This window comes from Sorangium sp. So ce296, from assembly GCF_051529605.1.
Taxonomy (GTDB): Bacteria; Myxococcota_A; Polyangia; order Polyangiales; family Polyangiaceae; genus Sorangium; species Sorangium cellulosum_D.
In genome coordinates, this window is the sequence record NZ_CP150325.1 from 322,021 (window position 1) to 347,160 (window position 25,140).

Consider the following 25,140-nt stretch of genomic DNA (forward strand, 5'->3'; position numbering starts at 1 on the left):
GAGCTGGCTCCGGGGCTTCGCTCGGCTCCTGGAGTCTCGGCACGTCGGGCGGCTCGCGTTCGAGTGGGACGTGGGCCGCTCGGCGGAGGACTGCGTCCTTCCGGCATTGCTGCTGCAGCCGCTGCTGGAGAACGCGGTTCATCACGGCGCGCTCCGTCGGCCCACCAGCTCGCCTCCTATCTCGGCCTGGTCCCCTTGGAGGACACCTCCGGGGGGCGCGACAAGCGGCGACTGGGCTCGATCACCAAGCAAGGCAACGCCTATCTGCGCGCGCTGCTGACGCAGGCTGCGCACACGATCCTGCGGCACAAGAAGCGGAACGACGCCCGATCAGGGCGAAGGGAGACGCCCATACCGAAACGACCTGCACTGACGACGCCGAGCGCCGCGGCTGCCGAGCCGAAGCCGGCCAGCCGCGCAAGGAGAGCGCTCAAGCCCTTGACCTCAGGGCTGCCTCATCGTCGATGCATGGATAAGTTGCTGATACAGCGTCGCTTTTCCAGGAGGGATGCGGGCTGTACGGTGGGATGGACAGCCGCCCTTCAGAGCGGCCGCTTAGTTCGTTGGCATCCCCGGCGACGTCGAAGCGCTCGTGGTCTCTCCGAGCCCTCTTGCCCAGATCCCGGCGGGATCATCGCTGGCCGGCCTTGAGGCGCTTCATCCGCTCGGTGCCCCAGGCGCCCAGCGGGCGGAGGGCTTCATTGAGCGTGCGGCCGTGCTCGGTGAGCGAGTACTCGACCTTGGGTGGCACCTCGCGGTACACCTCGCGATGGATCAGTCCGTCCTCCTCCATCTCGCGCAGGTGCTGGATGAGCATCTTCTCGCTGACGCCCGGCAGGCCACTCTTCAGTTCGCCGAAGCGGCGGGTGCCGTGATTGTTCAGCTCCCACAGGATCAGCGATTTCCACTTGCCTGACACCACGTCCATCGCGGCGTCGATGCCGCAGATGTACGGACCACGTCTCGCTGTCGTTGCCATCGAACTCCTTTGCGTCATGACTGCGCCCGCTCGATCCTTACCAAAAGGTGTGTATCAAACAAAAAAGTAGGTACTTGTCAGCTCGGCGGTGCGAGCCAATGATGGCTTGGCATGAGAAACAACACCACCCCGACGACGGTGCTCGGCCTCGGCGCGATGGGTTCCGCTCTCGCTGCCGCGCTGATCGACGCCGGGCACCCCACCACCGTCTGGAACCGCTCGCCCGCCAGGGCACGGCCGCTCGTCGCTCGCGGCGCTACCGCAGCGGGCTCCGCCGAGTCTGCCGTCTCCGCCAGCCCCCTCATCGTCGCCTGCCTGTTCGACCACGCCTCGGTCCACGAGGTGCTCGGCCCGACCGCAGGGAGCCTGCGCGGGCGCACCCTCGTGAACCTCACAACCACCACGCCGAACCAGGCTCGTGAGCTGGCGGCGTGGTCGGCGTCCCATGGCATCGACTACCTCGACGGCGGGATCATGGCCGTCCCCGAGATGATTGGCGGCCCGGGTTCCTCGATCCTCTACAGCGGCTCGCAGACCGCGTTCGACGCACACCGGGCGCTGCTCGACTTGTGGGGTAAGAGCACCTACTTTGGGTCCGACGCCGGCATGGCCTCGCTCTACGACCTGGCGATGCTCGCCGGCATGTACGCGATGTTCGCCGGCTTCCTGCACGGCGCGGCGATGGTCGGCTCCGAGGGCGTGTCGGCGACCGAGTTCGCCGCCCGCGCCACCCCGTTCCTTGCCGCCATGACGGGCGCGTTCGCCGGGTTCGCCGCCACAATCGACGCCAAGGACTACGCGGGCGAGGGCCAGCAAAGTCTGGAGTTCTCCGACCTCACCAAGCTCGTCGCGGCGAGCACCGAGCAGGGCGTGAGCGCCGAGGTGCTGCAACCGGTGCACCAGATGATCCGCCGCCAGATCGCCGCCGGGCACGGCAAGGAAGGCTTCGCCCGCATCTTCGAAGAATTGAGGAGCACCCGATGAACTCATCTCACGATCTCGCCCCGGTGACCGTCATCGGCCTCGGCCCGATGGGTCGAGCGATGGTGACCACGCTGATGAACGCCGGGCACCCCGTGACGGTATGGAACCGCACGCCGAGCCGGGCCGCTGAGCTCGTCACTGCGGGAGCCACGCTGGCACCCACGCCGGCCGACGCCCTTGTGGCCAGCGAGCTGATCATCCTCAGCCTCACCGACTACCCGGCGATGTACGACATCCTCGGTGGTTCCACCGGCGCGCTGGCCGGCAAAGTGCTCGTCAACCTCAGCTCCGATACACCGGAGGCCTCGCGTGAGGCTACGGCGTGGGCCGCCAAGCACGGCGCCAGCTTCCTGACCGGCGGCGTGATGGTGCCCGCCCCGATGGTCGGCACCGAGGCCGCGTATGTGTACTACAGCGGTCCAGAGGCGCTGCTTCGGGAGCACGAGTCGGTGCTCCGACTCCTCGGCGCACCGCGCTACGTCGGCAAGGATCCCGGTCTGGCCCAGCTGTGGTACCAAGCGCAGCTGACCGTCTTCCTCACCGCGCTGTCGGGACTCCTCCAGGCGGCGGCGCTGGTGAGCGCGGCGGGCGTGCCGGTGGGCGACTTCCTGCCCGACGCGCTCGACACGTTCACCGGCATCCCGGTGATGCTGGCAGGCGGGCAAGAGCTGGCCAAGAGCCTGGAGACCGGCGTGCACCCCGGCGACCTGAGCACCGTGCTGATGATGGGCGCCACCGCCGATCACATCGTGCGCACCAGCGAGACGCTCGGCGTCGACGTCGACGTGCCCAAGGCGGTCAAGTCGCACTACGACCGGACGATCGCCGCCGGCCGCGGCACCGACAACTGGACCGCCCTCTATGAGGTAATCAAGTCCCGGCGTTGACCCCATACCTCCCAAGCGCCACGAGCGATTTAGCCGCTACCACCGCACAGCTTGCGTGAGGAACTTGTAGGTCATCAGAAGTCGGCCCTGCGGGCCTCGGGGTAGGTGGCTCGTGGCGCACCTCGGCAGCAGCTCGATCGCGGCGGGGCGCGGCGCCTCGGCGCGTAGGTAAAAGAAGCCGGATCGCAGCGCGAAGAAGCGTAGCGCAGCCAACCGAAAGGGTGGGACCGCGAGCGTCGTGATGGCTCGGTCCTGGGTCGAAAGCGCGGCGGCGGAACGCTGGCCGCGAGGCGGCACAAGAGCGAGAGCGGATCCATGTCCACCGCGACAGTCCCGTCAGCGAAGGCGCGCTTGAGCGACAGCCGCACCAGGAGTAGCGGCTTGTTCGGCAGCCCCCGTTGCGTGCGACTACACGTCATGGGCGGTTGGACGATATCACCACGGCGATCGAGCAGGTCGACGGCCGCACGGTCAATGTTCGTGCACTACCGCCTCCAGCCGGTGGCCGTCGAGGTCGCGAACGAACGACGCGTAGTAACCGGGATCGTAGTTCTCGCGAACGCCGGGCGGTCCCTCATCGACACCACCCTTGCTGAGTGCCTCCGCATGGAAACGATCGACCGCCTCGCGACTCGGGGCGGCAAAGGCGAGGTGGAAGCCCCGACCGGGAGGCTTCGCCTCAGGACCGGACGCGACGATGGCGAAGGGCGCCTCAGCTTCGTATCCCTCGGGTCCGTACCCCGCGCTACGGGCGTTTTGCCAAAGCCGGACATAACCGAGCGGCGCGAGACAGGCGTCGTAGAACGACGTAGCACGCTCGAGGTTCTCGACACCGACCGAAATATGATCGAAAACGAACACCCTGGCGTCCTTGGGCATTGCTACGAGATACCCCTCGCGGTCGTCCGAGGCAAGCGAGAAGGTGCGGGAGCGCCGCTGGCGTCGCGGGCTCCGCGCACGTTGGCGCGCCGCCATCGGTGCGATCCGTCATCACGCTCTCCCCACATGCCGGGGCATCCGACGGTTCGAGACGGTTCGCCCCCGCGGAACAGTCCCGCCAGAGATCTGCCTCGCGAGCGAAGAGAAGCTTCAATGCAAAGATGCAGAGATCGAAGGCGCAATACGTAATATTTGTCCCTTCGCGCTTTTGCCCCTTTGCGTTGAACTCTCTCCCCGGATCCATGGCCGGGCTCCTGGTGGCTGGAACTAGCAGTCGCGAGCCGCCCGAAGAGGAAGAGAGACACCGCAAAGGCCCAAGAAAGAAAGAGAGGCTATCTCTTCCTGGCGTCATTCTGGAGCGGTACATTCTCAGAGTTCTTCTTGCGCACGTCGTTTCCCCTCTTGCGCCTTCCGCGCATGGCGATGCGTCCACGCGAGGAAACATGGCGATACGTGCACACGACGAATCATGCCGATTCCTCGCGAGGCGCCGCGCTGCGGCGCAGGCGCTCAGCGCGATCGCAGGAAGTACCTGCGCGCCGCCTCGCAGAGCTCCGGCCAGCGCTGGGCGAGCGCGGGATCGGCGGCAAGGCGGGCGGCCCAGAAGGCGTCGAGCGCGGCGCGCGCGGCGGGGGTCGGGACGCCGTACCGCGCGTGCGTGCTCTCGATGTAGGCGGGGTACAGTTCGCAGGCGACGACGAGGCCGGCGTACTGGTTGAGCGTGAGCGGCGGCGGCGAGCGCATGCTGAGCGGATCCCCGACGCTCGCAGGCGCCGGCGCGGACGGCGGCGGGACGCTCTGCGCGGGGGGCGGGTGGGCGCCCGGCGTGGCCGCGGGCGGGATGCTCGGCGTGGCCGCGGGCGGGATGCTCGGCGTGGCCGCGGGCGGGATGCTCGGCGTGGCCGCGGGCGGGATGCTCGGCGTGGCCGCGGGCGGGATGCTCGGCGTGGCCGCGGGCGGGACGCTCGGCGTGGCCGCGGGCGAGATGCTCGGCGTGGCCGCGGGCGGGACGCTCGGCGCCGAGGCCGGCGGGGCGCTCGGGCCTGCAGCCACGGGAGGGCGCTCGTGGTGGGGCGACACCGACGCGGGGCCGGGGTGCGCCGCCGCCGGGGGAGGCTCGCGCGGCGGCGTCCCGTCGCTCGCGACGGGCTGGAAAGGGAGGGCCGCGTCGAAGCGCGCTACGGACGGCCGCGGGCGCTCCTCGGACGCCACCTGGATGAAGGGCAGCGCCGGGCCGACGAGCCGGCCCGTCTCGGGGAGCGTCTTGCTGAACGGCCTGGGCCGCTCGCTCCCCACGGGCGGCTCGATCCGAGAGGACGGCGGCTCCGTCGCGGAAGACGGCGGCTCCGTCCGGGAAACCGGCGGCTCCGTCCGAGAAACCGGCGCGGACTCGGACGCAGGCGCGGGCGCGGCTACCGGCGCGGGCGCGGCTACCGGCGCAGGCACCGCCACCGGCGCAGGCGCGGCCACCGGCGCGAAGGGCAGTCCCCCGCCCGGCCGTGACAGCGGCCCCGACGCCTCGACCAGCGCCGGCGCGCTCGTCACGGCACCAGCATCCTCCGCCTCGCGCACGGCCATCGGCGGGGGCACAGCCATCGGCGGGGGCACAGCCATCGGCGGGGGCACCGCCACCGGCGCAGGCACCGCCACCGGCGCAGGCACCGCCACCGGCGCAGGCACCGCCACCGGCGCAGGCACCGCCACCGGCGCAGGCGCAGGCACCGACGCAGGCGCGGGCACCGCGGCCAGCGCAGCCAGGCTCATCGGCGGGGGTGCCGCCACCGACGCAGGCGCCGCCACGAAGGGCAATCCCCCGCCCGGCCACGAGTGCGGCCCCGACGCCTCGACCAGCGCCGGCGCGCCCGTCGTGGCAGCGGCGGCCTCGGCCTCGCGCTGCGCAGCGGCCCGCTTCGCCTCGGCCAGCCGCTCGTCGAGCGCGCGGCGCGCGTCCTGAAGCGCGCCCATCGCCTCGGCGCTCTCGCCGTCCGGGCCGAGGACCCGGCCGATCGCCAGGATCATCTCGCGCGCGGCCCGCAGCGCCGGCTCGTCCACCGCGCGGCCAGGCAGGTGCCGGCTCGAGAACGCCGCGAGCTCGTCGTCCTCGCAGCGCGCCAGGTCCGCGAGCCGGGCCGCCACGCGGCGCCGCTCCGGATCGGCGCTGCTGCCCCGCAGCGGGCGCATCGCCGCGTCGAGCTTCGCCAGCGCCTCGGCGAGCGGGCGCCTCTCGGACGAGGACGCTTCCATCGCGGGCAGGGGGCGCGCGCCGCTCACGGGGAGAGCACGACCACCGTGGTGACGCTCGGCACGATCGCCATGCCCACCGTGTTCGTGCTGTTCTGCAGCGAGAGGCTCGTCAGGCGCGTCATCGGCGCGCAGCCGACGATCACCGTGAAGGCCGCGGTGATGTTGCGCGACGGGCCCATCACCATCCCGGACGCGACGCCGAGCGCGACGCCCGGGTTGTCCCCCATCGTGAGCGGCGCGACGGTCAGCATGTTGTGCGCCGGCGCGCACGTGACCAGCACGTTCGGCACGAACAGCACGCTCATCGGGTGCAGCGAGATGTTCGGGTACGGGATCGGCACCGGCGCCGGCGTGGGGGTCAAACACACGTCGGGGAACGCCAAGCACATCCCCCCTGCGGTCGTCTTCGCGAGCATCGCTTCACCCCTCGTCCTTGCCAGCGTCCGCGGCGCCCCGCGGCGCGGGCCCTCAGCCGATCTTCACCTGCTCGCCGTCGAGCTTCGCGAGCGTCCGCGCGGCGACGATCGTGTTCTCCCCGCGGACGGCCGCGAGCCCCTCCGCGCGCAGGTCGAAGACCCCCGCGCGCACCTGCTCGAGCGCCTCGACGAAGCGGAACGCCTGCTTCGCCCGCTGCACGAGGCGGCCTGCGCGCGCTTCCATGCGCTCGGCCACGACGACCGCCTTCTGGAGGTGCGCCTCGAGCGACCCGCCCACCAGCCCGAGCTCCTCGATCGCGGCGGCCGCCGCCTGCGCGCGGACCTGGAGCTTGCCCGCGAACAGCCCCACCTCCCGGGCGGCGGCGATCTCGATCTGGTCCCCCGCGCCGAGCGCGAGGCGCCCCGTCGCCTGCACCTTCAGGTCGCCCTCGGCGACCACCCGCGTCGTCGCGCCGGCCTCGCCCTCGAGCACCGCGAGGACGAACACCTGATCCCCGTCCGTCGCGCAGAGCACCCGATCCCCCGCGTCCGGCGCCACGAGGCAGCTCTTCGCGCGCCGCGCGATCACCGGGCCGCCGCCGAGCTCGACCAGGAGCCCCGACGCCGTGCCCCGGACGACGCCCGTCTCGAGCGACGGCGCGCGCCGCGGCGCCGCCTCCACCGGCGGCAGATCCACCGCGGCCAGGAGGTCGTCCTGCGCGCTGTCGTCGTGTGCCACCGTCAGGGGCTCGCGGGCCGCCGTGCTCTGCATCTCGGATCTCCTCGGCCCGGCTCCGCCCGTTCGGGACGTGCAGGCCGCCGCGCCAGTTTCTGGCAATTTTCGAGGGGAATCAACGGCATCTCGCGTCTCACGGGCGCTCTGCGTCGCGCTCGCCACGCTCGCCACGCTCGTCTCGCTCGCCGCCGCGCTTCGGCTTCCAGTCCTCGAGCGCGGCGAGCTTCTCGTCGTCGCCCAGCCACCCTGCCCCGGCCGGCAGCCGCGCGCCGTCGCGGCGGGCGCGGTGCAGCTTCGCGCGGAACATCGACGCCTGCGTGAAGTCGGCGCCGGACAGATCGCAGTGCGAGAGGTCCGCGTACGCGAGCTTCGCGCCGACGAAGCGCGCGCCGGGGCACGAGGCGAACGCGAGGTACGCCTCGACGAGCTCCGCGCCCGAGAAATCGGCCTCCGCGAGCGCGGCCCGCTCGAAGATCGTGTTCTTCAGCCTCGCCCGCGGGAACCGCGCCTGCGCCGCCTTCGCCTCGCCGAAGAGCGCCTGCGTCAGGACCGCGTCGCTGAAGTCGCAGCCCGACACGTCGACGCCGGTGAAGTTGCACTGCGTCGCGTCGCAGCCCGCGAAGCTGGAGCCCGCGACGCTGCCGCGCATGAACTGCGTGCGGAACAGCCTGATCCCCTGGAACGCCCGCGCGCCCAGCGCGGCCTCGACCAGCGTCGTGAGCGTCAGGTTCGCGCCGTCGAGCAGCGCGGTGCGCAGGTCGAGCCTGTACAGCGTCGCCTTCTCGAGGTTGGCGCGAGAGAAATTGGCGCCGTCGGCCCTGACCTCGACGAGGTTCGCCCGGTCGAGGTTCGCCCCCTCGAACGAGGCGCGCTCGACCGAGCACGTCGTCCACGTCGCGATGGGCGCCTCCGCGCCCGACAGCGCCGCGCCCTCGAGCGTCGACTCGACGAAGCTCGCGCCGACGAGCCTCGCCCCCGAGAGCGTCGCCCCGTCGAGGCGGCTCCGGAAGAAGGTCGTCAGGTGCAGGTCCACGCCCGCCGCGTCCACGCCCGACAGGTCGCACTCCGCGAACGTCGACTCCTTGACGAGCGCGCCCCGCATCGCGCGGGGCATGCGGACCCGGTCGAACACCGCGCCCGAGAGATCCGCGCCCGTCAGGTCGAGCCCGGAGATGTCCACGGCCTGGATCGGCTCCCCGTGGCGGACCTTGTCGAGCACCTCGTCGCGGTTCATGTCGCGCCTCCGGGAGCCGGCGCCGCCTGCCGGTCGAACCGGGCGAAGTCGACGCTCGCCTCGGCGAACGTCGTCCGGCTGTCCCCGCGCGCGCGGCTGAAATCGGCCCGGCAGAGCTGCGCGCCCGTGAAGTCGGCCCCCGCCAGGCGCGATTTCGAGAGGATCGCCTCCGTCAGGTTGCACCCGCGGAGCGAGGCGCGGTCGAGGTTCGTCCGGATCAGGAGGGCGTTCTTCATGACCGCGCGGTCGAAGATCGCGCCCGTCGCGTCGGCCTCGGAGAGATCGGTCATCGTCATCTGGGCGCGATCGAAGCGCGCGCCGCGCAGGTCGGTCGTCCGGAAGCAGGTCCTGTCGAGCACCGCGTCGCGGAAGTCGGCCTCGGGCAGGCCGCTCTTGTGGACGGCGACCCCCTCGGAGAAGCGCGCGCCCGCGAAGCGCGCCCGCGACCCCGTGCAGCTCATCAGCGACGTCTTGTGCAGCCGCGCGCCCGACAGGTCCGCGTCGTCGAGCGAGCACTCCAGCAGCGTCGCCCGCTCGAGGTTCGCCCCGGCGAGGTTCGCGTCGGCGAAGCTCGTCTGGACGAACGAGCAGAGCGAGAGGTCCGCGCCCGAGAGATCCACGCCGGCCCAGCTCACCTGGAGCACGTCCGCGCGCTCGAGCCGCGCCCGCTTCAGGCTCGCCCCGGCGAGCCTCGCGCCCATCAGGACGGCCTCGGTCAGGTCGGCGTCGTCGAGCACCGCGCCCTCGAGGTTCGCCTTGCCCAGGTTCGCGCCCCGGAGCCGCGCGCCCGTGAGGTTCGCGCCCGTGAGGTCGGCCCTCGCGAGCACCGCGCCCTCGAGCACCGCGCCCGAGAGGTCGCAGCCGCGCAGGTCGGCCCCCTCGAGGAACGCGCGCACGAAGCGCATCCCCCGCAGATCGACCCCGCGGAAGTCGGCGCCGGTGAGGTCGCGCTCGTCGAGCGGCTCGCCCGCTTCGCGCGCCGCATCGACGACGACGCGCGCCATCTGCGCGGCCTCGGCGGTCATCGGCAGGGCCTCGGACCGGAGGTGCGCCGAGCCGCGGTAGCCCTCGCGCGCCGTCTGCTCCAGGCGCAAGAGCTGCTCGTGGAACGCCGGATCGGCGAGCATCGCCTCGAGCTCGAGGTTGGGCACGCCGCCGCGGCGCCCCGCCTCGGCCAGCTCGGCGTACTGCTGGAGCTGCGCCTGCGCCGAGAACTTCGGCGGGCCGCCGGGCGGCTCGTCCTCGTTCTCGGCGCGCCGGAGCGTCTCCTCGGACACGCCCATGTCCGCGGCCCGCGCTTTCATGCGCTCCTCGGCCTCCTTCTTGAGGCGCGCGGCCCGCTCCTCCTCCTCCTTCATCTTCCGCGACGCGGCGTCCAGGTACACGACCAGCGCGTCGAGATCGTCGACCGGCGGCGGCGCTTCCTCCTCCGGCAGCGGCCCGTCGAGGCCGTAGCGCGCGGGGTCGATGCCGTCGGCGAGGAGCTCCTCGCGGCGGCGCTCGCGCTCCCGCTCCGCGCCGCGCCGCAGGTTCGGCGCGGCGAGGTTCTCGCTCTTGATCCACTGCATCATCTGGAGCCCGGCGACGTTCGCGACGACGCCCGACTCGCGCGGCGGCATGAGATCGCTGTCGCTGAGGGACGCGATCGCGCCCCGGTCCCTGTCGATCCGCCGGGCGAGCGCCTCGCGGTAGTGCTCGATCGGCCGGGGGCGGCCGATCTCCTCGCAGGCGACGACGAGATCGACGATGTCCGCGGCGTCGTCCTCGGCCACGGGCATCGAGCCGTGGAAGATCACCACGCCGAAATTGGCCGAGGGGAAGAGCCACACCGTGTCGCAGCGGACGGGCAGCTCCACGAACGCCTCCCCGCCCGCGTCGCGGCGGGTGACGAGCACGCGCGCGGCGAGGCCGGGGAGCGCGCCCTCGATGCGCGGGCGCGTCGGGTGCATGTTCTCCACGACGAACGCCTCGTCGCCGCGCAGCGGCTCGGCGCTCCATTGATCGCTCGGCGCGACGTTGAAGAAGGCGGGATCCACGTCGGGCGGCAGGCCGGGCGCCCACTTCTCGGCGTAGTCCGGGCCGTACGTCCCCGCGCGGGCGCGGCGCTGGGCGAACGTCACGTCCATCGGGAGGAAGGACGCCGGGCCCGGCCGGTCGCCGGGCGAGCGGATCAGCGCGCCGTAGTGCTCCACGTTCGGCAGCGGCCGGACGCGCTGCCCGCCGCGCTCGACCTCCTCGAGCCCCTTGCCGTAGGGGTTCGCCGCGTCCTTCGGCCCGCCGAGGGCGTGCGCCCAGTCGATGGGCATCTCCGCGAACGGCTCCGGCTCCGTGAAGCCGTGGCCGGTCCAGTGCCGGTCGCCCAGCACGGCCAGGCGCTTGTCGACGGCGCCGAGCCGCGCGCGCACGAACGACGCGGCGACGCGGCGGCCCTCCGGGGCGTAGCACCGGCCCGCGACGAGCAGCTCGCCGCGCGCCTTCGCGATGCCGTCGTCGAGCGGGAGGCTCCCGAGCTCCGGGGTCGCGGCCTGCCAGAACGTCATCTCGTCGACGAGCGAGCGCGGCGCGTCGAGGGGGAACGCCACCATCGCGCCCACGTGGAACCTGAGGCGCCGCGCGACCTCGACGACGCGCGTGAGCGCCGGGACCTTGAGGGGTTTGACGACTCGCATCCGCGCTCAGAGCTTCGTGAAGCCGGCGTTGTACGCGATGACCCCGGCGAGGATCAGGCCGATCGCCTTCTGCTTCAGGTAGGTGCCGAACTGGTTCATCTTGAGGCCGACGGCCTTCTTGTCCATCCCGACGTAGTCGAGCTTGATCCCCACGAGCTCGAGCTTGAGCCCGTACAGCGTCTGGTAGAGCGCGGCGTGGTCGGTCTTGAGGACGCCGCTCGCGCCCTTGTAGACGTAGAGCTCGTGCTTGTTCGGCGTGAGGTCGAACGTCAGCCCGAGCACCTCCCACTTCAGGTCGGTGGCGGTGATCTTCGCGCTCGGCGCCTTGATCACGAAGCTCGTGTCGCTCTTCAGGTCGACGTTGCCGCCGAAGTGGCCGTTCCAGGTGGTGGCGACCTCGGTCTTCCAGCTCTGGTAGTCGTCGAAGCTCAGGTCCGTGACCTTGTGCGTCCACGGCCCGGTCACCGTCGACGAGCCCTCCGGCTCGATCGTCTGCTCGTACGTGCCGTGGACGTCGTGCTTCATCCCGCCGCTCGTGATGGTCAGCTGCATCCCGTCGGTGATCGTCTGCTTCATGCCGCCGGCTTCCACGGTGTCCACGCGGCCCGTCTTGATCGTGGTCGTGCGCGTCGCGTAGTACGTCTCCGTCGCCGCGCCGGTGACCTGGAACGTGTACGTCGCGCCGACGCCCGCCCAGAGGTCGCCCACCACCATGCTGAACTTCTGCCCGCCGACGTTCTCCCAGGAGTCGCCGCCGATCCAGGACCCGCCGTCGCCGCACGTCGTCTCGAGGTAGCTGAACGTGACGTCAACGAGGCTGCTGCCCGCGACCGCCGGGTCGGCGTTCTCGGGGGACAGGAACGTGCCGACCTGCGTCTCGCCGTCGCCCGTGTAGACCGACGAGTGGCCGCCGCTCGGCGTGCCCATGTAGATGCCGGTGCGGTTGTTCGGCGTGTGGAGGAAGATGAACTCCTTGCCCTGCTCGTCCTCGAGCACGAGCTGGTTGCCGCTGCCGGTCCGGATGATGTTCTGGCTGAGGTTGCGCTCCCCGACGACGCTCGGCCGGTGCGCGTTCGGCACGACCCCGGCGATGAACGGCCGGTCCGGGTCGCCGCCGAGGAAGGCGATCATCACCTCGGTCCCCTTGCGCAGCGGGAAGTGGAAGCCCTCGGTCGTCCCGCCGTGGGGCTGCATCATGCGCACCCGCGTCGAGACGCGCGCGTCGGGCAGGCCGCTCGTGTCGAACTCGAAGCGCACGAGGTAGCGGCCGTCGGCGTCGATCTGGGCGTACTGGCTGTCGGCGGGGCCGCAGACCACGGCGTTCTCGAGCCCGTAGATGCGCGGCCACGGCGTCGTCTGCGGCGCGCGGAACTGCACGTCGGCCGGGATCGCGAGCAGCTTCACGCCGTAGATGTCCTTGTCCGAGAGCCGCGTGAGCTTCGCGATCTCGGGCGTGATCCCGGCGATCGACGCGGTGTGGTGCACCTCCAGCGCGAGCCACTCCTCGCCGACGTCGCCCGGCTGGTCCTCCAGCGAGAACCGGTACCCGGCGCGGGGGCCGAGCACGTCGCCGCTGCCGCGCAAGGTCACCTCGCGGCAGCCGATCGACTGCGCGCGCACCTGCGCGAGGCGCTCGGCGTCGCTCTGCATGAAGACGCGGTAGCCGTACTCGCGGATCGCGCCCAGCCCGTTCTGGGTGATGCTGCTCTCGCCCTTCACCGACGCGGACGGGTTCGAGTAGTTGTAATCGGCGATGGTGACCGACTTCGGGAGCCACTGCACGTCCTGCTCGAGGTGGTGCAGGCCCGGCGGCGCGGTCACGTCTTCGCCGAAGAGGGGCACGTAGCGCACGGCGCCGCCGCCCGGGAAGTCGTCGTGCAGCCCGCGGTCGTCCACGACGACGAGCACCTCGCCGGGCCCGTCCTCGGGGTGCTCGAAGTAGTAGTAGAGCCCCTCGCGCTCGAGCCACCGGTGGAAGAACGCGAGCTGCGTCTCGCGGTACTGCGCGACGAACTCCTCGACCGGGTAGTCGGCGTCGTCGATCGAGAAGCGGAACTCGCTGGCCGCGAGCCCGCCGCTCTGGAGCGTCGCCGAGAGGAACTCCTTGACGGCCTGGTTCGTGAAGACGTGGCTGCGCCAGAAGTGGCGCAGGAGCCAGAGCTTCGGCACGAGCAGCGCCTGGTACAGCGCCCGATCCGCGTTCTGGTGCAGGAGGCGCACGCTCGCGATCACCCCGTGCAGCACGAACGGGTCGTTCCCCTGGCCGCGGTTCGCGCGGACGGTCGCCCGCTCGCCCACCGCCTTGCGCACGTCGGTGTTCGCGGGGACGGAGAAGAAGAGCTCGAACTCGTACGGCTGCGAGACGTGCTCGGTGCCCCGGAAGCCGATGAAAGCGACGCTGGCGAGCGCCGAGCACGAGAGCGTGAAACCGTCGTGGCGCATCAAGAGTCTCCCGTCCCAGACCTAAGTGTTGACGGCGGAATCTCAGCGCATCGCGCCGCGGCGTCAACGCTCAGCTGCTGCCGGGCGGCGCCGCGAAACAGGGGATCCGGCGGTGGGATGAGCGCGCACGTGTGTGCGTCCGGCGCCTGACCGCGCAGCGCCGACGACGCGCGCACCGCGTGGTCGTGCCGCGTCGCCGCGCGGGCGGTATTGTGCAGCGTCATCGTGCGATGGCGGCTTCGTCATCGCGCGATGGCGGCCTCTTCACGGCTTCGTCGCGGCTTCGTCATCGCGCATGGCGGCTTCTTCACGGCTTCGTCGCGGCTTCGTCATCGCGCATGGTGGCTCCGTCATCGCGCGGCGGCGGCGTCCTCGTGCGGCGTCGTCGCGCCGTGATCTCGCGCGGCGGCCGCGAGCGCGGCCACGACGCCGCGCGCGAAGCCGCGGAGGCGCGCGACGTCCTCGGGGCGAGGCGTGAACGAGGGCGCGTCGCAGTAAAGCCGGCGGGCGAGCTCGACCTGGAGCGCGTGCACCCCCTCGTCGCGGCGCGCGTGCCGCTCGATCGCATGGCCGCCGGGGAACGGGTCGTCCAGCGCGAGCGACAGGCCGTGCGCGCGCGCGACGTCGGCGACCGCGTCGCGCGCCCAGCCGGCCGCGCTCGCGCCGCCCCGCGTCCCGAGCACGACGTCGGCCGCGCGCGGGAACAGGACGTCGGGGTAGCTGTGCGCCGACACGAGGATCGCCACGCCGTGGCGCGCGCGCGCGGCGGCGAGGCGCGCGGCGACCTCCGCGTGGTACGGCTCGAACACCTCGCGCACGCGGCGCTCGACCTCGGCGCGCGGCGGCGGGCTGTCGAGCCACGCCTCGCCGCTCGCCGAGCGCCGCCGCACCTCCCGCAGCCCGTAGGGGAGCTTGTCCTCGTAGGGCGTGGGCACGCGCGGGGCCGTGTTGAGGTCGATGACGAAGCGGCTCGCCGTCGCCACCACGAGCGCGGCGCCCTCCTCTGCGACGTCGCCGAAGAGCGCGTCCGCCGCGACGTCCGCGTCGGCCACGAGCGCGCGCTCCGGCACCCGCGTGAAGCGCGCCGCGCGCTCGTCCACGGCGAGGCCCGCGTGCGGGACCTCGACGACGACCGGCCCCGGCACGGCGGGCTCGTGGACGCGGAACGGACGGAGCGGAGGCGGCGGCGCGGACATGATCCTCTCCGCGGGTGTACGCGCGGGACGCGCGGAAGGAAACGGGCTCCCGCGCCCTCGCCGGGAGCGCCGGACCGACGCGCCCTCCGGCGATCTTCGCGCGCGCGACCACGCGGAGGCGCCGCCGCGGAGGCGCCGGGTTTTTCGCACGGGCGCCCCGCTTTGCGCTCTCATGGCGGGCCATGGGACACCGCCTCTTGTCGATCGTCAGCGACCACCACCTCGACGCCTGGCTGTCGTCGGTCCTGGTGGACGGCGTCGCGACGGTCGGCCTGCTCGTCCTCGCCGCCCACGCCGTCCGGCTGGCGCTCCGCGAGCGGCGCGCCGCCGCGCAGGCCGAGGCGTCGTTCGATCCCGGCGTCGCGCTCGCGCCCGGCGAGGCCGTCGTCATGGGCACCGTCGAGCGAGCGCAAGGGGCGGACGTGGCCGTGCGCGTCGAGGTCGAGCAGGAGGGGTCCGAGACGGAGAGCTCCGGCGTCTGGAGCCACGAGTGGTCCGAGACCGATCGCAAGGTCCGGGTGCAGCCCTTCTACCTGCGCCACGCCTCGGGCGCGCGCGTCCGCGTGGAGCCCGGCGAGGACGTGACGCTCGTCGACGCGCTCGACGGCATGATCCTCGTCGATCGCACGAAGCGCGTCCGCGTGGCCGAGCTCGTGCCCGGCGAGCAGGTCTTCGCGGTCGGCGAGCTCCGGCGCGCGCCCGACCCCGAGGCGCCGACCCAGGGATACCGCGGCGCGGCGCAGGGGTTCCTGCTCGTGCCCCGCTCGCATGGGCGGCGCATGCTCCTCTCGTCCGAGCCGCTCGGGCAGCGGTTCGCGCGCCGGGCGGCGTTCCACCTGCGGTGGGCCGCCTTCGCCGCGGTCGCGTCGATCGCGTTCAACGCCGCGTTCGCGGGCTTCCACGCGCGCCGCTGGCTGGGAGAGACGATCGATGTCCGCGTGACCGAGCTGCGAGAGATCGAGAGGGGCGACACCGACTACCACGAGGTGACGGTGCAGGGCGAAGGCGGCGCCGCGATCGTGGACGAGGTGTCCCACGCCGCCTTCGCCCGACTCCGGAAGGGCGACGCGCTGAAGGCGCGCCACGTCCCGTCGTGGCCGTTGGCCAGCGCGGTCGGCCCCGGCGTGACGGCCCACTCCGCGGCCTGGGTCGCCTTGCCGCTCCTCGGCGTCCTCGCGTTCGCCTACCTGATCCGCGCGCACGGCACGCGGCCCTGGTACGAGAAGAAGGTGGTCGATCAGGGGAACGGCAAGCTGCCCGACGTCGAGCCCGGGGCGCAGGCGGCCGTCGCGAAGAAGGCCCCGAAGCGCCCCGAAGGTCGCCGCCGGAAGACCTCGTCCGGCTGACCGGCCGCGCGCGGCGCCGTCGCGCGGCCGGGCGCGGTCATCCGCCCGCGTTCGCGAGCTCGCTCGGCTTGATGAGGGTGAAGGCCGTGCCCCAGGGATCGGTGACGACCGACTGCCGACCATACGGCGTGTCGAAGGGCGGCACTTGCACCTTGCCGCCCAGCGCCTCGACCTTCGCGAGCGCGGCGTCGAGGTCGTCGACGGCGAAATACGTCATCCAGTGCGGCGGGACGTCGGCCGGCCACTGCGCGTTCATCTGGAGCACGCCGCCCGCCGTCTTCTGGCCCTTGTGGAGCGTCACGTAGTCGATCCCGGGCGCGTCGAGCTTCTGCGCCTCGAGGTCGAAGACGCGACAGTAGAAGTCCGCCGCCTTCTTGTGATCGCGGGTGTTCACCTCGTGCCAGATCATCGAGCCGTGCTCGAGGATCGCCTGCGCGCCGGTGTGGTTCTTCGGCTCCCAGACGCCGAAGGCGGCGCCGGTCGGGTCGGACGCGACGAGCATGCGCCCGTGATCCGCCACCGCCATCGGCCCCATCAGGATCTGCCCGCCATTCGCGCGGATGCGATCGGCGATCCGGTCGGCGTCCTCGCCGTCGAAATAGACGCTCCACACCGGGGGGAACGTGGCGCCCGCGGGCCGCTGGCCGATGCCGGCCGCGCGGCGCCCGCCGACGCTGCACGTCGTGTAGTGGTGGAGCTCCGGCGGGCCGACTTCGAACGTCCACCCGAAGAGCGCGCCATAGAACTTCATCGCGCCGTCGAGGTCGGGCGTCATCAGATCGACCCACGATAGGGTCCCCGGGGTATGCCGCTCAATCGTGCTCATGTGAGGTCCTCCGTGCGGTGGCGTGAACGGCGGCGACCCTATCACGGCTCCCCGCCATCGACGGTGGTCCGGCGCGCGCCGCGTCGCCGCTGCGCCGAGCGGAGGCGCATTGCGCGGCGTCGCTTCTTTCTTCCATCCGCCGCGCGCGGGAGCCTCGTATAAGGGACCTGCACCATGAAGATCTCCGAGTACACCGCCTTCGATGCCCTGGGCCTCGCGGAGCTGGTCCGCCGGCGCGAGGTCACCCCTTCCGAGCTCATGGACGTGGCCTCGACCGCCATCGAGCAGGTCAACCCGGCCCTGAACGCGGTGATCTCCTCGCTGCGCGACGACGCCGAGCGGGCGATCCGCGCGGGGCTGCCGGAGGGGCCGTTCACCGGGGTGCCGTACCTCGTGAAGGACCTCGGCATCCTCGTCGCGGGCACGCCGACCGGCATGGGCTCTCGGCTGTTTCAGGGCCTCGTCTCGTCCGCGGACGACGAGCTCATGACGCGCTTCCGGCGCGCGGGGCTCGTGTCCGTGGGCAAGACGAACACCCCGGAGCTCGGCCTCAACGTGGTCACCGAGCCGGCGGCGCACGGGCCGACGCGCAACCCGTGGCGCCCGGATCGCACGCCCGGGGGCTCGAGCGGCGGGGCGGCCGCGGCCGTGGCGGCGCGCATGGTGCCGATGGCCCACGGCAACGACGTCGCCGGGTCGATCCGCATCCCGTCGTCGTGCTGCAACCTCTTCGGGCTGAAGCCCACCCGCGGCCGCGTCCCGACCGGGCCGATCGAGGGCGAGGTCCTGATGGGCTTCGCCACCGACCACGTGCTGACGCGCTCGGTGCGGGACAGCGCGGCGCTGCTCGACGCGATCGCCGGGCCCGACGCGGGCGCGCCGTACTTCACGGCGTCGGCCCCGCGGTCGTTCCTGGAGGAGGCGCGCACGCCGCCGGGGCGGCTGCGGATCGCGTTCACCGACGCCTCCTGGAGCGGGGTGCCGGTGCACGACGAGTGCAAGCTGGCGGTGCGCCGGGCCGCGGCGCTGTGCGAGCAGCTGGGGCACGAGGTCGTGCCGGCGCGGCCGGACATCGCGTGGGAGAAGGTGCGGATCGCCTTCCGGATGCTGCTGTCGTACCACGCCCACATGTTCGACCGCGTCTGCCCGCTGTACGGGCTCGCGGCGGGGCGCGACACGCTCGAGGCGACCACGCTGACCATGGCCGAGGCCGGCCGGCGGATGAGCGCCGTGGATCTGCACGACGTGCTCGTCGCGCGCGACCAGCTCGCGCGGCAGCTCGGGCAGTTCTTCACGCAGTTCGACGCCCTGCTCACGCCGACGCTGGCCACGCTCCCCATCCCGTCCGGCACGCTCGACGCGAACGATCCGACCGTGAGCGCCGAGGGCTGGCTCGACCGGATCTTCGAGTTCGCGGCGTTCACGCCCCTCTTCAACGTGAACGGGAGCCCGGCCATGTCGGTGCCGCTCCACATGAGCGCCGACGGCCTGCCGGTCGGCGTGCAGTTCGCCGGCCGGTACGCCGACGACGCGACGCTGCTGCGGCTCGCCGGCCAGCTCGAGCAGGCGGCGCCGTGGGACAAGCGCCGGCCGGGGATCTGCGCGAAATGAGCGGGCGTCCCCCCGCCGCGCGCCTCCGGCTCAGCTGACGTTCTGCGCGAGCCGGCGCTGCCCGGAGGCGATCAGCGGCTGCAGCACCGCGCGCGAGACCGGCTTGACCAGGTGATGGTCGAAGCCGGCCGCCCGCGAGCGGCGCCGATCTTCATCCTGGCCGTACCCGCTCAGGGCCACGAGGAGCGCCCGCTCCAGCTCGGGCTGCCGGCGGAGCTGCCTGGCGACCTCGTACCCGTCCATCCCCGGCAGCCCGATGTCCAGCAGCACGACGTCCGGCAGGAACGCCGGGGCCGCCTCGAGCGCCTCGGGGCCGCTCCTCGCCATGGCGACCTCGTGGCCCAGGGCCTGCAGCAGCATGACGAGGGACTCGGCCACGTCGGGGTTGTCCTCGACGACCAGGATGCGCCTCGTGCTCGCGGGGCCCGGGCGCGCCTGCGGGAGCGCCGCGGAGGGCGCCTCCGCGCCCGCGGCGCCGGCGGCGAGGGCCTCCGCCGGCAGCCGCACGATGAACTCGCTCCCCTTCCCCGGCCCGTCGCTCGCGGCGCGCACGAACCCTCCGTGCATCTCGACCAGGCGGCGCACCAGCGTCAGCCCGAGGCCGAGCCCCCCTGGGACCGGTCCAGCGCGCGGTCTCCCTGGGTGAACGGATCGAACAACTTCGGCAGGAGGTCCGGCGGCATCGCATGGCTGTCGCGCGGCGGAGCTCCCAGCCGCTCACGGCCGCGACGTTATGACTTTACGGCTGCTGCCGCCTTCCGGTACAACCTCGAGAGCGCCAGCCCTCCGGCTGGCGTTTTCGTTGCTGGCCACGCTCGCGACGAGGCCTGCGCGCGCCGCCGCGGCTCCGTGAAGATGCTTGTCGCCCGCGAGGCGACGAGCGCGCGTGCGCCGTGTCGCACGATCTCGCGCCGATGGATCGAGGCGGTCACTCCATGCCTCGATGCGCAGGCCACGGCTCGTCTCGTCGCGCCCACACCGAGGAGAGGATCCATGAGAGACAGGACGATGGATGAGAGGACGTCTCCGAAGCACGCGTCGTCGGGCGAGCTTCACGCAGCGGCGCGCGGCGCGGCGCATCTCCACCTCATCGCCGGCCCGGTCGGCGCCGGCAAATCGACGTTCGCGCTCGAGCTCTGTCGAGCGCAGCGCGCCGTGCGGATGAACCTGGACGAGTGGATGACGGCGCTCTTCAGCCCGGATCGCCCGGATACGGGCGTGCTGGCGTGGTACATCGAGCGAACGGAGCGGTGTATCGATCAGATCTGGACGCTCGCCGAGAGGATGCTCGACGTGGGCACCAGCGTCGTGCTCGAGATCGGCCTCATCCGCCGGGACGCCAGGGAGAGGTTTTACGAGCGCGTCGACGCCAGCGGATACGGCCTCACCATCTACGTGCTCGATGCGCCGCGCGCGCTGCGGCGCGAGCGCGTGGAGCGGCGCAATCGCGAGCAGGGGAGCACCTTCTCGATGGTGGTTTCACCTCAGTTCTTCGAGCTGGCCAGCGACAGGTGGGAGCCGCTCGACGATGACGAGCGAGAAGGACGCGACGTGCGGCTCCTGTCCACCGGGGGCTGAGCGCGCCGCCGGCGGACGAGCCGTGATGGCCGGGCGAGCGCGAGACGAGGCCTGTCGTCCGTCGCCGGGATCGGCCATCCTTCGCCGATGCAGCTGTGGCTCGCGTTCACCTCGCCGTTCGCTCGCAAGGTCCGCATCGCCGCCCACGAGCTCGGCCTCGCAGGGGAGATCGCGCTGGTCGAGACCGATCCGTGGACGGATCCGCGCCTGCGCGCGGTCAACCCCCTGGCCAAGGTGCCGACCCTGGTCCTCGACGACGGCGAGATCCTCTACGAGTCGTCCGCGATCTGCGATCACCTCGACGAGCGCGCCGGCGGCGGGCGCCTCGTTCCCCGCTCCGGCCGCGAGCGTCGCCGCGCCTTGCGGCTGCAGGGCCTGACCGACGGCGCGGCCACGGCCGCCGGGCGCCTGTTTGCCGCCGAGCGCCGCGCCGCGACGCAGCCGGACCCGATGACCCCGCGGTTCGAGCAAGCGATCGCCGCGTCGCTCGACGCGCTCGAGACCGAGCCGCTGTCGACCGAGGTCTTCACGATGGCCGAGGTCGGGGCCGCGTGCCTGCTCGGCTATCTCGGCTTCCGCTGGCCCGAGCGCGACTGGCGCCCCGGGCGCCCCGCCCTCTCGGCCTTCTGGGCCGCCGTGGCCAGCCGCCCCTCGATCGTCGAGACGGCGCACCGCCTGCCGGCGGCCGCGCCCCGTCCCTGAGGGCGCATCGCCTCGACGCGTGGTCCGCGACCGCGAGGTCCGCGACCCCGACGCCGAGCAGGCCGGGCGGGCGCGTCCGGCGCTTATCGCCGCAGCGTCTTGTAGAACATGTAGCCGAGGCCCAGCGTCAGCGCGACGAGCACGGCCCCGCCGATCGCGGCGAGCGGCAGGACCTTCGCGCGCGCTTGCCGCTCCATCTCGCCGACGCGGCTCACGAGGTGCTCGCGGACCGCGTCGGCCCGCTGTTCGAGGCGCTCGCGCTCCGGCGAGTCCTTCGCCTCCTTGTCCCTGACCTCGGGCCCTGCGCCGCCGCGAGCCATGAGGACCTCCTCCTCGCTCCTCCGCTCGAGCTCGTCCAGGCTCGCGCGGACGCTCTCGCGGAGCAGGGCGGCGCGGTGTTCCAGGTCGTCGATGCCATCGGTGTTCGTGCTCATGCGATCTCTTCCTTCAGCAGGTTGGCCTGGGCCTGGGCGTGCTCCTTCGTGGCGTCGAGCGGCGGCTCCCGCGGGATGAGCCGGTATCCGACGAGCCCGGCGACCCCCGCCGTGACGAGCAGGACGCCCGCGATGACGAGGGCCGGCGCCGGCCCGCCCATCGCGAGCGCCGCCGCGACGAGGAGCATCGCCAGCGTCAGGATCGCGGCGGCGAAGGCCACGCCGAACGCGATGGCCGCATTCTTGAACTTGACGACGTCCCGCTTCGTCTCGTTCCTCGCGAGCGCGACCTCGATCCGGATCAGCTCCTGCGTGTCCTGGATGGCGTCCTTCACGAGCTCGACGAGCCCGCTCTCCCTGGGCTGGTGGTTGTTCGCCATGGCTTCCTCGCGTGGATGGGTCGGCCGGGGAACCTCCATCCGGCGCCTCGCCGGCGGGCTCATCCGCTCGTCCGCATCGGTCAGCTCCGTCAACGGCCAGTCGTGGGAGGCGCCAATGCATCCATCGGACCAGGCAGAGAGTTGGTGGGAGCGCCCCCCGCTGCGCGGACTGACAGGTCTCCCGCGTCGATGGCAGCGTCCTTTGCGCCACATGTGGCGACCCTGCGCGTGCAGCGTAGGGCGCCTCGCCCAATCGCCGCGAGCGCGGCGCTGCCGGCCGGCGCTCCGCCGCGGTGCGGCAGGGCGCGCTGCCGGCGCTGGCCGGGACGCCCGGGTGAGCTGCGCCGGAAGCCCGATCGAGGCGGCGGCGATCGGATCCTCGTCGGCGGGTCTCGCCCCGCGGCGTCGCGGGGCGCTAGTGGACTGTTCGATAAGTTTTTTAACATAATCACGCGGCATGCCGCTCAACCCAGCGGTGCATTTTCTGCCGCGTCCAGGACCACCTGAACGGGTGAGCGTAGAGCTGGTCGTACTCTCGCCAGCTCGCGTCCAGGTGCTCGACGAGCTGCTGGCGGCTGTTCCAGCTGCCGCGCTTCAGGTAGCGCTCGCTGAACGCGCGGAGCAGCAACTCAGCCTGGTTGAGCCACGAGGCGTGCGCCGGCGTCACGAGGACGCGGACGTGCGGGTAGAGGGTACGCAGCAGGGTGGTGGTCTCCTGTGCGACGTGGGACGGGGCTCCGTCCCAGATCAGGTGCACGCGTCGCGCATCGCAGCACTCGTGGAGTAACTCGGGCAGGATCGCGCGCAGGTGCTCGCTATCGTTCCGGTTGGGGCACCATCCGCGCATCTTGCCCGTGTGCACATCGAGGACCGCGGCGAAGTTCACCGTCCCGTGCCGGATGTACTCGAACTCCTGGTGCTCGGCCTGGCCGGGCCTCACGGGGCGCGTCGGTCGCCGGCGTTCGAGCACCTGGATGTTCGGCTTCTCGTCGAAGCAAAGTACAAGCTCGCCGCGCGCGGCTAGATCCGAGGCTCTTTCGTAGCACCACAGGATGCGCGTCACCCTCCTCTCGAAGTCGGCATCGATCGTGGGCGTCTTCCAGTACCGCGAACGGTGGGGTTGCAGATCGGCGGTACGCAGGATCAGCGAGACGGTCGAGTGCGCGATCTTCGGCACCAGCCCACGCTCAGCCGCCACCTTCGCCAGGCTGCGCGTCGACCAGTGCGTCATGTGCAGCCCGAGCCCTGCGGGCTCACAACAGGCGAGCATCTCGAGGCCGACGCGTTGCAGAGGGGGAAAAAGTCCGAGGCCGACCCTCGCGAGGGGCGTCCTCGACCGCCCGAACCCCCACCTTTTCGTACCGACGGCAGAGGTGCCAGATGCTCTCGCGCCTCTGCTCCACGTGCGTCGCCAGTTCCTCCACGACCGTCGCCGGGTCTGCCATGGCCAAGAGCACCCGAGCTCGGCGAGCCACGCGTTGCTCGGTCCGTCCATCGCGCACCAGCCGCTCCAGGTACGCCCGATCCTCCTGCGACAGCTCGATCTTCCTGGGTGGTCGTCCTCGCATGCCGAAGCTTACGCCACCCCGGGGAATATGTTAAAAAACTTATCGAACAGTCCACTAGATGCTCGCGGCGCCGTCCACGCCTGGTGTAGATCCCTGTTCCCCTTCCAAGGAGACAACCATGAAGGCTCGGATGTGGCTGATGGCGCTCGCGATGATCACGGCTGCTGGATGCGGGAGCGACCGCGAAGAGGCGGAGAGCGCGACGTGTACGGGCGCAGGATGTGCGTGCAGCGGGTTCGACTGCGAGTGCGTGGCGGGCGCGGATTGCAAGACCGACTGCGGCTCGGAGGCGTGCGCGCTCGACTGCTCGATGGGCTCCAAGTGCAACGGCAGCAGCGAGGAGGCGCTCGTGATCCAGTGCATCGACACGAGCGAGTGCAAGGGCGACGGCGGCGACGGCAGCGTGCTCACGTGCACGCAGCAGTCGAAGTGCGATTTGAAGGCCGACGTTCGCTCCACGGCGATTTGCCGGGACCAGGCCGCGTGCAAGTTCGACATGGGCTCGGGCTCCATGATCTTGTGCGAGGGCGAGAGCAGCTGCGATATCAAGTGCTTCGCGGATTGCACCGCGAGGTGCGCCGAGACGGCGACGTGCAAGGTGAGCTGCGGCGCTGACGGCTCGCCCGGCGTGACGTGCCCAGACGGAAGCACGGTATGCGGCGCGGCGTGTTGAGGAGCGCGCGGCCGCTGGGCGCCGCCGGGCGCCCGCGGCCGCGGGGGTCGATCAGTACTCCGTGTTGTTCGACGTCGAGATCTTCGAGGAGCTCACGCCCATGAAGAGCTGTTTGCCGATGTCGCTGTAGCGGGTGTTCGTCATCGTCACGGAGCTGCTGCTGCTGTCGGTCCTGAAGATCGACTCCTTCATCTTCGAGATGTCGCACCGGTCGATGAAGACGTCGACCTTGAAGGTGGTGCCGCCGTTCTGCCGGATGAACTTGCCGGCGTTCTCCGCCTTGAAGTTCGAGACCCTGAAGGTGCTGGGCGCGTTGATCTGGAACACCTTGTCCTCGCCGTTCTTCGCGGAGCCGCCGTTCAGGACCACGGTGCCGGACTCCTTGACCGTCATGGCGTCCTCGCCGATGTCCTCCCAGACGATGTTCTCGAGCGTGACGTTGCCGTAGGTGTGGATGCCGTCGGCGGCCGGCGCGCCGAGGACGACGTTCTTCAGCTTCGCGCCGTCCTCGAGCTTGAACACCGGCTTCTGCCCCTCCTTCTGGCTGCCGTCGCCGAGCTTGTCCTTGTCGGCGATGAAGCGCTTGCCGCCGCCGTCGAACGTCTCGCCTCTCTTCACGACGATGGTCGCGCTGACGACGCCGCCATCCCCCGTCGTCGTGGAGCCGCCCGAGCCGCCGCCGTCCGAGCCGCCGCCGTCCACGGGCACGAGCTCGATATAGTCGATCTTGAGGTCGTAGCCCGACGCGGACGAGCTCTTGCCCGTCACCTTGAAGGTGAACTCGACGTTCCCGGAGAGCGACTTCTCCGCGAGCTTCGCCGTCGTCCAGCTGTCGCCGGTGGAGGAGGTATATGCGTCGAAGGACTTCACCGAGGAGCCGTTCGCGAGCAGCTCGTACTTGCCGTACACGTTCCGCTTGGCGTACCGGAGGACGATCTCGTACTTGCCGGCCGCGACCGACGTGGAGAACTTGAAGGTGTCGCCGCTCTGGTTGGCGCGGAGCTTTACGTTGTCCGCGTTGTCCTCGATCCTGTCGCCCGAGGAGATGGCCCAGGACTGATCCTCCGCCTGGATCTTGACCGCGCTGAGCGCGTCGCTCATCGCGCCCATGTCCATCGCGGCCTCGTCCGCCGCGATGCAGCCGACGAGACCGAGCGAGAGCAGCGAACCCAAAGCACCGATCCATTTCAAGCTCATGATATCATCCCTCGTTGATTGGCCGTCCGCGCGACCGAGCAAGTAGTCAAGCCATCTCAGGAGATCTCACCGCTCGACGGTCCGGAGCTCTGCGCCCCT

The 25,140-nt window shown here is 71.6% G+C and carries 23 protein-coding genes and 1 pseudogene; 8 read left to right on the top strand and 16 right to left on the bottom strand.

The window, feature by feature from the left end; genetic code table 11:
* Positions 1-63 precede the first annotated feature (63 nt).
* Complete coding sequence (locus WME98_RS01280; RefSeq protein ID WP_437949587.1) at positions 64-651, top strand: transposase; 588 nt, start codon at positions 64-66, stop codon at positions 649-651.
* On the opposite strand, the gene WME98_RS01285 is transcribed toward WME98_RS01280, so the two are convergent.
* Positions 632-979 (bottom strand): winged helix-turn-helix transcriptional regulator, encoded by a 348-nt coding sequence (locus WME98_RS01285; protein ID WP_437507249.1) that lies wholly within the window; start codon positions 977-979, stop codon positions 632-634. The two genes, WME98_RS01280 and WME98_RS01285, sit on opposite strands and share 20 nt — an antisense overlap.
* Before the next feature lie 111 nt (positions 980-1,090).
* On the opposite strand from WME98_RS01285, the gene WME98_RS01290 reads away from it, so the two are divergent.
* Positions 1,091-1,963, top strand: coding sequence for an NAD(P)-dependent oxidoreductase (locus WME98_RS01290; RefSeq protein WP_437949589.1), 873 nt, complete (start codon positions 1,091-1,093; stop codon positions 1,961-1,963).
* The gene (locus tag WME98_RS01295) at positions 1,960-2,850 is read left to right on the top strand and encodes an NAD(P)-dependent oxidoreductase (RefSeq protein WP_437949591.1); all 891 of its coding nucleotides are present in this window, start codon (positions 1,960-1,962) and stop codon (positions 2,848-2,850) included. Before WME98_RS01290 ends, WME98_RS01295 begins: the two co-directional genes overlap by 4 nt.
* 471 nt (positions 2,851-3,321) lie before the next feature.
* Here the strand turns inward: WME98_RS01295 and WME98_RS01300 are convergent, their stop codons facing one another.
* From WME98_RS01300 to WME98_RS01335, 8 genes are all read right to left on the bottom strand, one after another.
* Positions 3,322-3,729, bottom strand: a complete 408-nt coding sequence (locus tag WME98_RS01300) for a VOC family protein (RefSeq protein WP_437949593.1) — start codon at positions 3,727-3,729, stop codon at positions 3,322-3,324.
* A gap of 570 nt (positions 3,730-4,299) precedes the next feature.
* Positions 4,300-6,060 (bottom strand): hypothetical protein, encoded by a 1,761-nt coding sequence (locus WME98_RS01305; RefSeq protein WP_437949595.1) that lies wholly within the window; start codon positions 6,058-6,060, stop codon positions 4,300-4,302.
* Positions 6,057-6,449 (bottom strand): DUF4150 domain-containing protein, encoded by a 393-nt coding sequence (locus WME98_RS01310; RefSeq protein WP_020737870.1) that lies wholly within the window; start codon positions 6,447-6,449, stop codon positions 6,057-6,059. The genes WME98_RS01305 and WME98_RS01310 overlap by 4 nt, the downstream gene beginning before the upstream one ends.
* 52 nt (positions 6,450-6,501) lie before the next feature.
* Positions 6,502-7,221, bottom strand: a complete 720-nt coding sequence (locus WME98_RS01315) for a DUF3540 domain-containing protein (RefSeq protein ID WP_437949597.1) — start codon at positions 7,219-7,221, stop codon at positions 6,502-6,504.
* 97 nt (positions 7,222-7,318) lie between these two features.
* Complete coding sequence (locus WME98_RS01320) at positions 7,319-8,419, bottom strand: pentapeptide repeat-containing protein (RefSeq protein ID WP_437949599.1); 1,101 nt, start codon at positions 8,417-8,419, stop codon at positions 7,319-7,321.
* Entirely contained in the window at positions 8,416-11,088 is a 2,673-nt protein-coding gene (locus WME98_RS01325) for a DUF2169 family type VI secretion system accessory protein (protein WP_437949601.1), read from the bottom strand. Before WME98_RS01325 ends, WME98_RS01320 begins: the two co-directional genes overlap by 4 nt.
* Positions 11,089-11,094: 6 nt before the next feature.
* Positions 11,095-13,530 (bottom strand): type VI secretion system Vgr family protein, encoded by a 2,436-nt coding sequence (locus WME98_RS01330; RefSeq protein WP_437949603.1) that lies wholly within the window; start codon positions 13,528-13,530, stop codon positions 11,095-11,097.
* A 350-nt stretch (positions 13,531-13,880) separates the two neighbouring features.
* Positions 13,881-14,726 (bottom strand): N-formylglutamate amidohydrolase, encoded by an 846-nt coding sequence (locus WME98_RS01335; protein WP_437949605.1) that lies wholly within the window; start codon positions 14,724-14,726, stop codon positions 13,881-13,883.
* Between the two features lie 182 nt (positions 14,727-14,908).
* Here WME98_RS01335 and WME98_RS01340 point away from each other — a divergent pair, with 182 nt between their 5' ends.
* Positions 14,909-16,072 (top strand): hypothetical protein, encoded by a 1,164-nt coding sequence (locus WME98_RS01340; protein ID WP_437949607.1) that lies wholly within the window; start codon positions 14,909-14,911, stop codon positions 16,070-16,072.
* Positions 16,073-16,109: 37 nt separating this feature from the next.
* On the opposite strand, the gene WME98_RS01345 is transcribed toward WME98_RS01340, so the two are convergent.
* Complete coding sequence (locus tag WME98_RS01345; RefSeq protein ID WP_437949609.1) at positions 16,110-16,898, bottom strand: VOC family protein; 789 nt, start codon at positions 16,896-16,898, stop codon at positions 16,110-16,112.
* A gap of 174 nt (positions 16,899-17,072) precedes the next feature.
* Between WME98_RS01345 and WME98_RS01350 the strand changes: the two genes are divergently transcribed.
* Complete coding sequence (locus tag WME98_RS01350) at positions 17,073-18,509, top strand: amidase (protein WP_437949611.1); 1,437 nt, start codon at positions 17,073-17,075, stop codon at positions 18,507-18,509.
* 30 nt (positions 18,510-18,539) lie between these two features.
* Here the strand turns inward: WME98_RS01350 and WME98_RS01355 are convergent, their stop codons facing one another.
* Positions 18,540-19,094 carry an ATP-binding response regulator gene (locus WME98_RS01355; protein WP_437949613.1) on the bottom strand — a complete coding sequence of 185 codons (555 nt, stop codon included), beginning with the start codon at positions 19,092-19,094 and terminating at the stop codon, positions 18,540-18,542.
* Between the two features lie 408 nt (positions 19,095-19,502).
* On the opposite strand from WME98_RS01355, the gene WME98_RS01360 reads away from it, so the two are divergent.
* Both WME98_RS01360 and WME98_RS01365 read left to right on the top strand, forming a co-directional pair.
* Entirely contained in the window at positions 19,503-20,087 is a 585-nt protein-coding gene (locus tag WME98_RS01360) for an AAA family ATPase (protein WP_437949614.1), read from the top strand.
* Positions 20,088-20,174: 87 nt separating this feature from the next.
* Complete coding sequence (locus WME98_RS01365) at positions 20,175-20,789, top strand: glutathione S-transferase family protein (protein ID WP_437949615.1); 615 nt, start codon at positions 20,175-20,177, stop codon at positions 20,787-20,789.
* Positions 20,790-20,872: 83 nt separating this feature from the next.
* Here the strand turns inward: WME98_RS01365 and WME98_RS01370 are convergent, their stop codons facing one another.
* The 3 genes from WME98_RS01370 to WME98_RS01380 form a co-directional block, all read right to left on the bottom strand.
* A complete protein-coding gene (locus WME98_RS01370; RefSeq protein ID WP_437949616.1) occupies positions 20,873-21,223 on the bottom strand; it encodes a hypothetical protein in 351 nt (116 codons plus the stop codon).
* Complete coding sequence (locus WME98_RS01375; protein ID WP_437949617.1) at positions 21,220-21,603, bottom strand: phage holin family protein; 384 nt, start codon at positions 21,601-21,603, stop codon at positions 21,220-21,222. The genes WME98_RS01370 and WME98_RS01375 overlap by 4 nt, the downstream gene beginning before the upstream one ends.
* 448 nt (positions 21,604-22,051) lie before the next feature.
* Positions 22,052-22,873, bottom strand: a complete 822-nt coding sequence (locus WME98_RS01380) for an IS630 family transposase (RefSeq protein ID WP_437948501.1) — start codon at positions 22,871-22,873, stop codon at positions 22,052-22,054.
* A gap of 416 nt (positions 22,874-23,289) precedes the next feature.
* Between WME98_RS01380 and WME98_RS01385 the strand changes: the two genes are divergently transcribed.
* Positions 23,290-23,844, top strand: a complete 555-nt coding sequence (locus WME98_RS01385; protein WP_437331781.1) for a hypothetical protein — start codon at positions 23,290-23,292, stop codon at positions 23,842-23,844.
* Positions 23,845-23,895: 51 nt separating this feature from the next.
* On the opposite strand, the gene WME98_RS01390 is transcribed toward WME98_RS01385, so the two are convergent.
* Together WME98_RS01390 and WME98_RS01395 are read right to left on the bottom strand one after the other, a co-directional pair.
* On the bottom strand, positions 23,896-24,561 hold the full coding sequence (locus tag WME98_RS01390; protein WP_437953945.1) for a pectate lyase: 666 nt from the start codon (positions 24,559-24,561) through the stop codon (positions 23,896-23,898).
* Positions 24,562-24,600: 39 nt separating this feature from the next.
* Positions 24,601-25,041 (bottom strand): annotated as a pseudogene (locus WME98_RS01395) (pectate lyase); the annotation flags it as partial.
* Between the last annotated feature and the right edge of the window lie 99 nt (positions 25,042-25,140).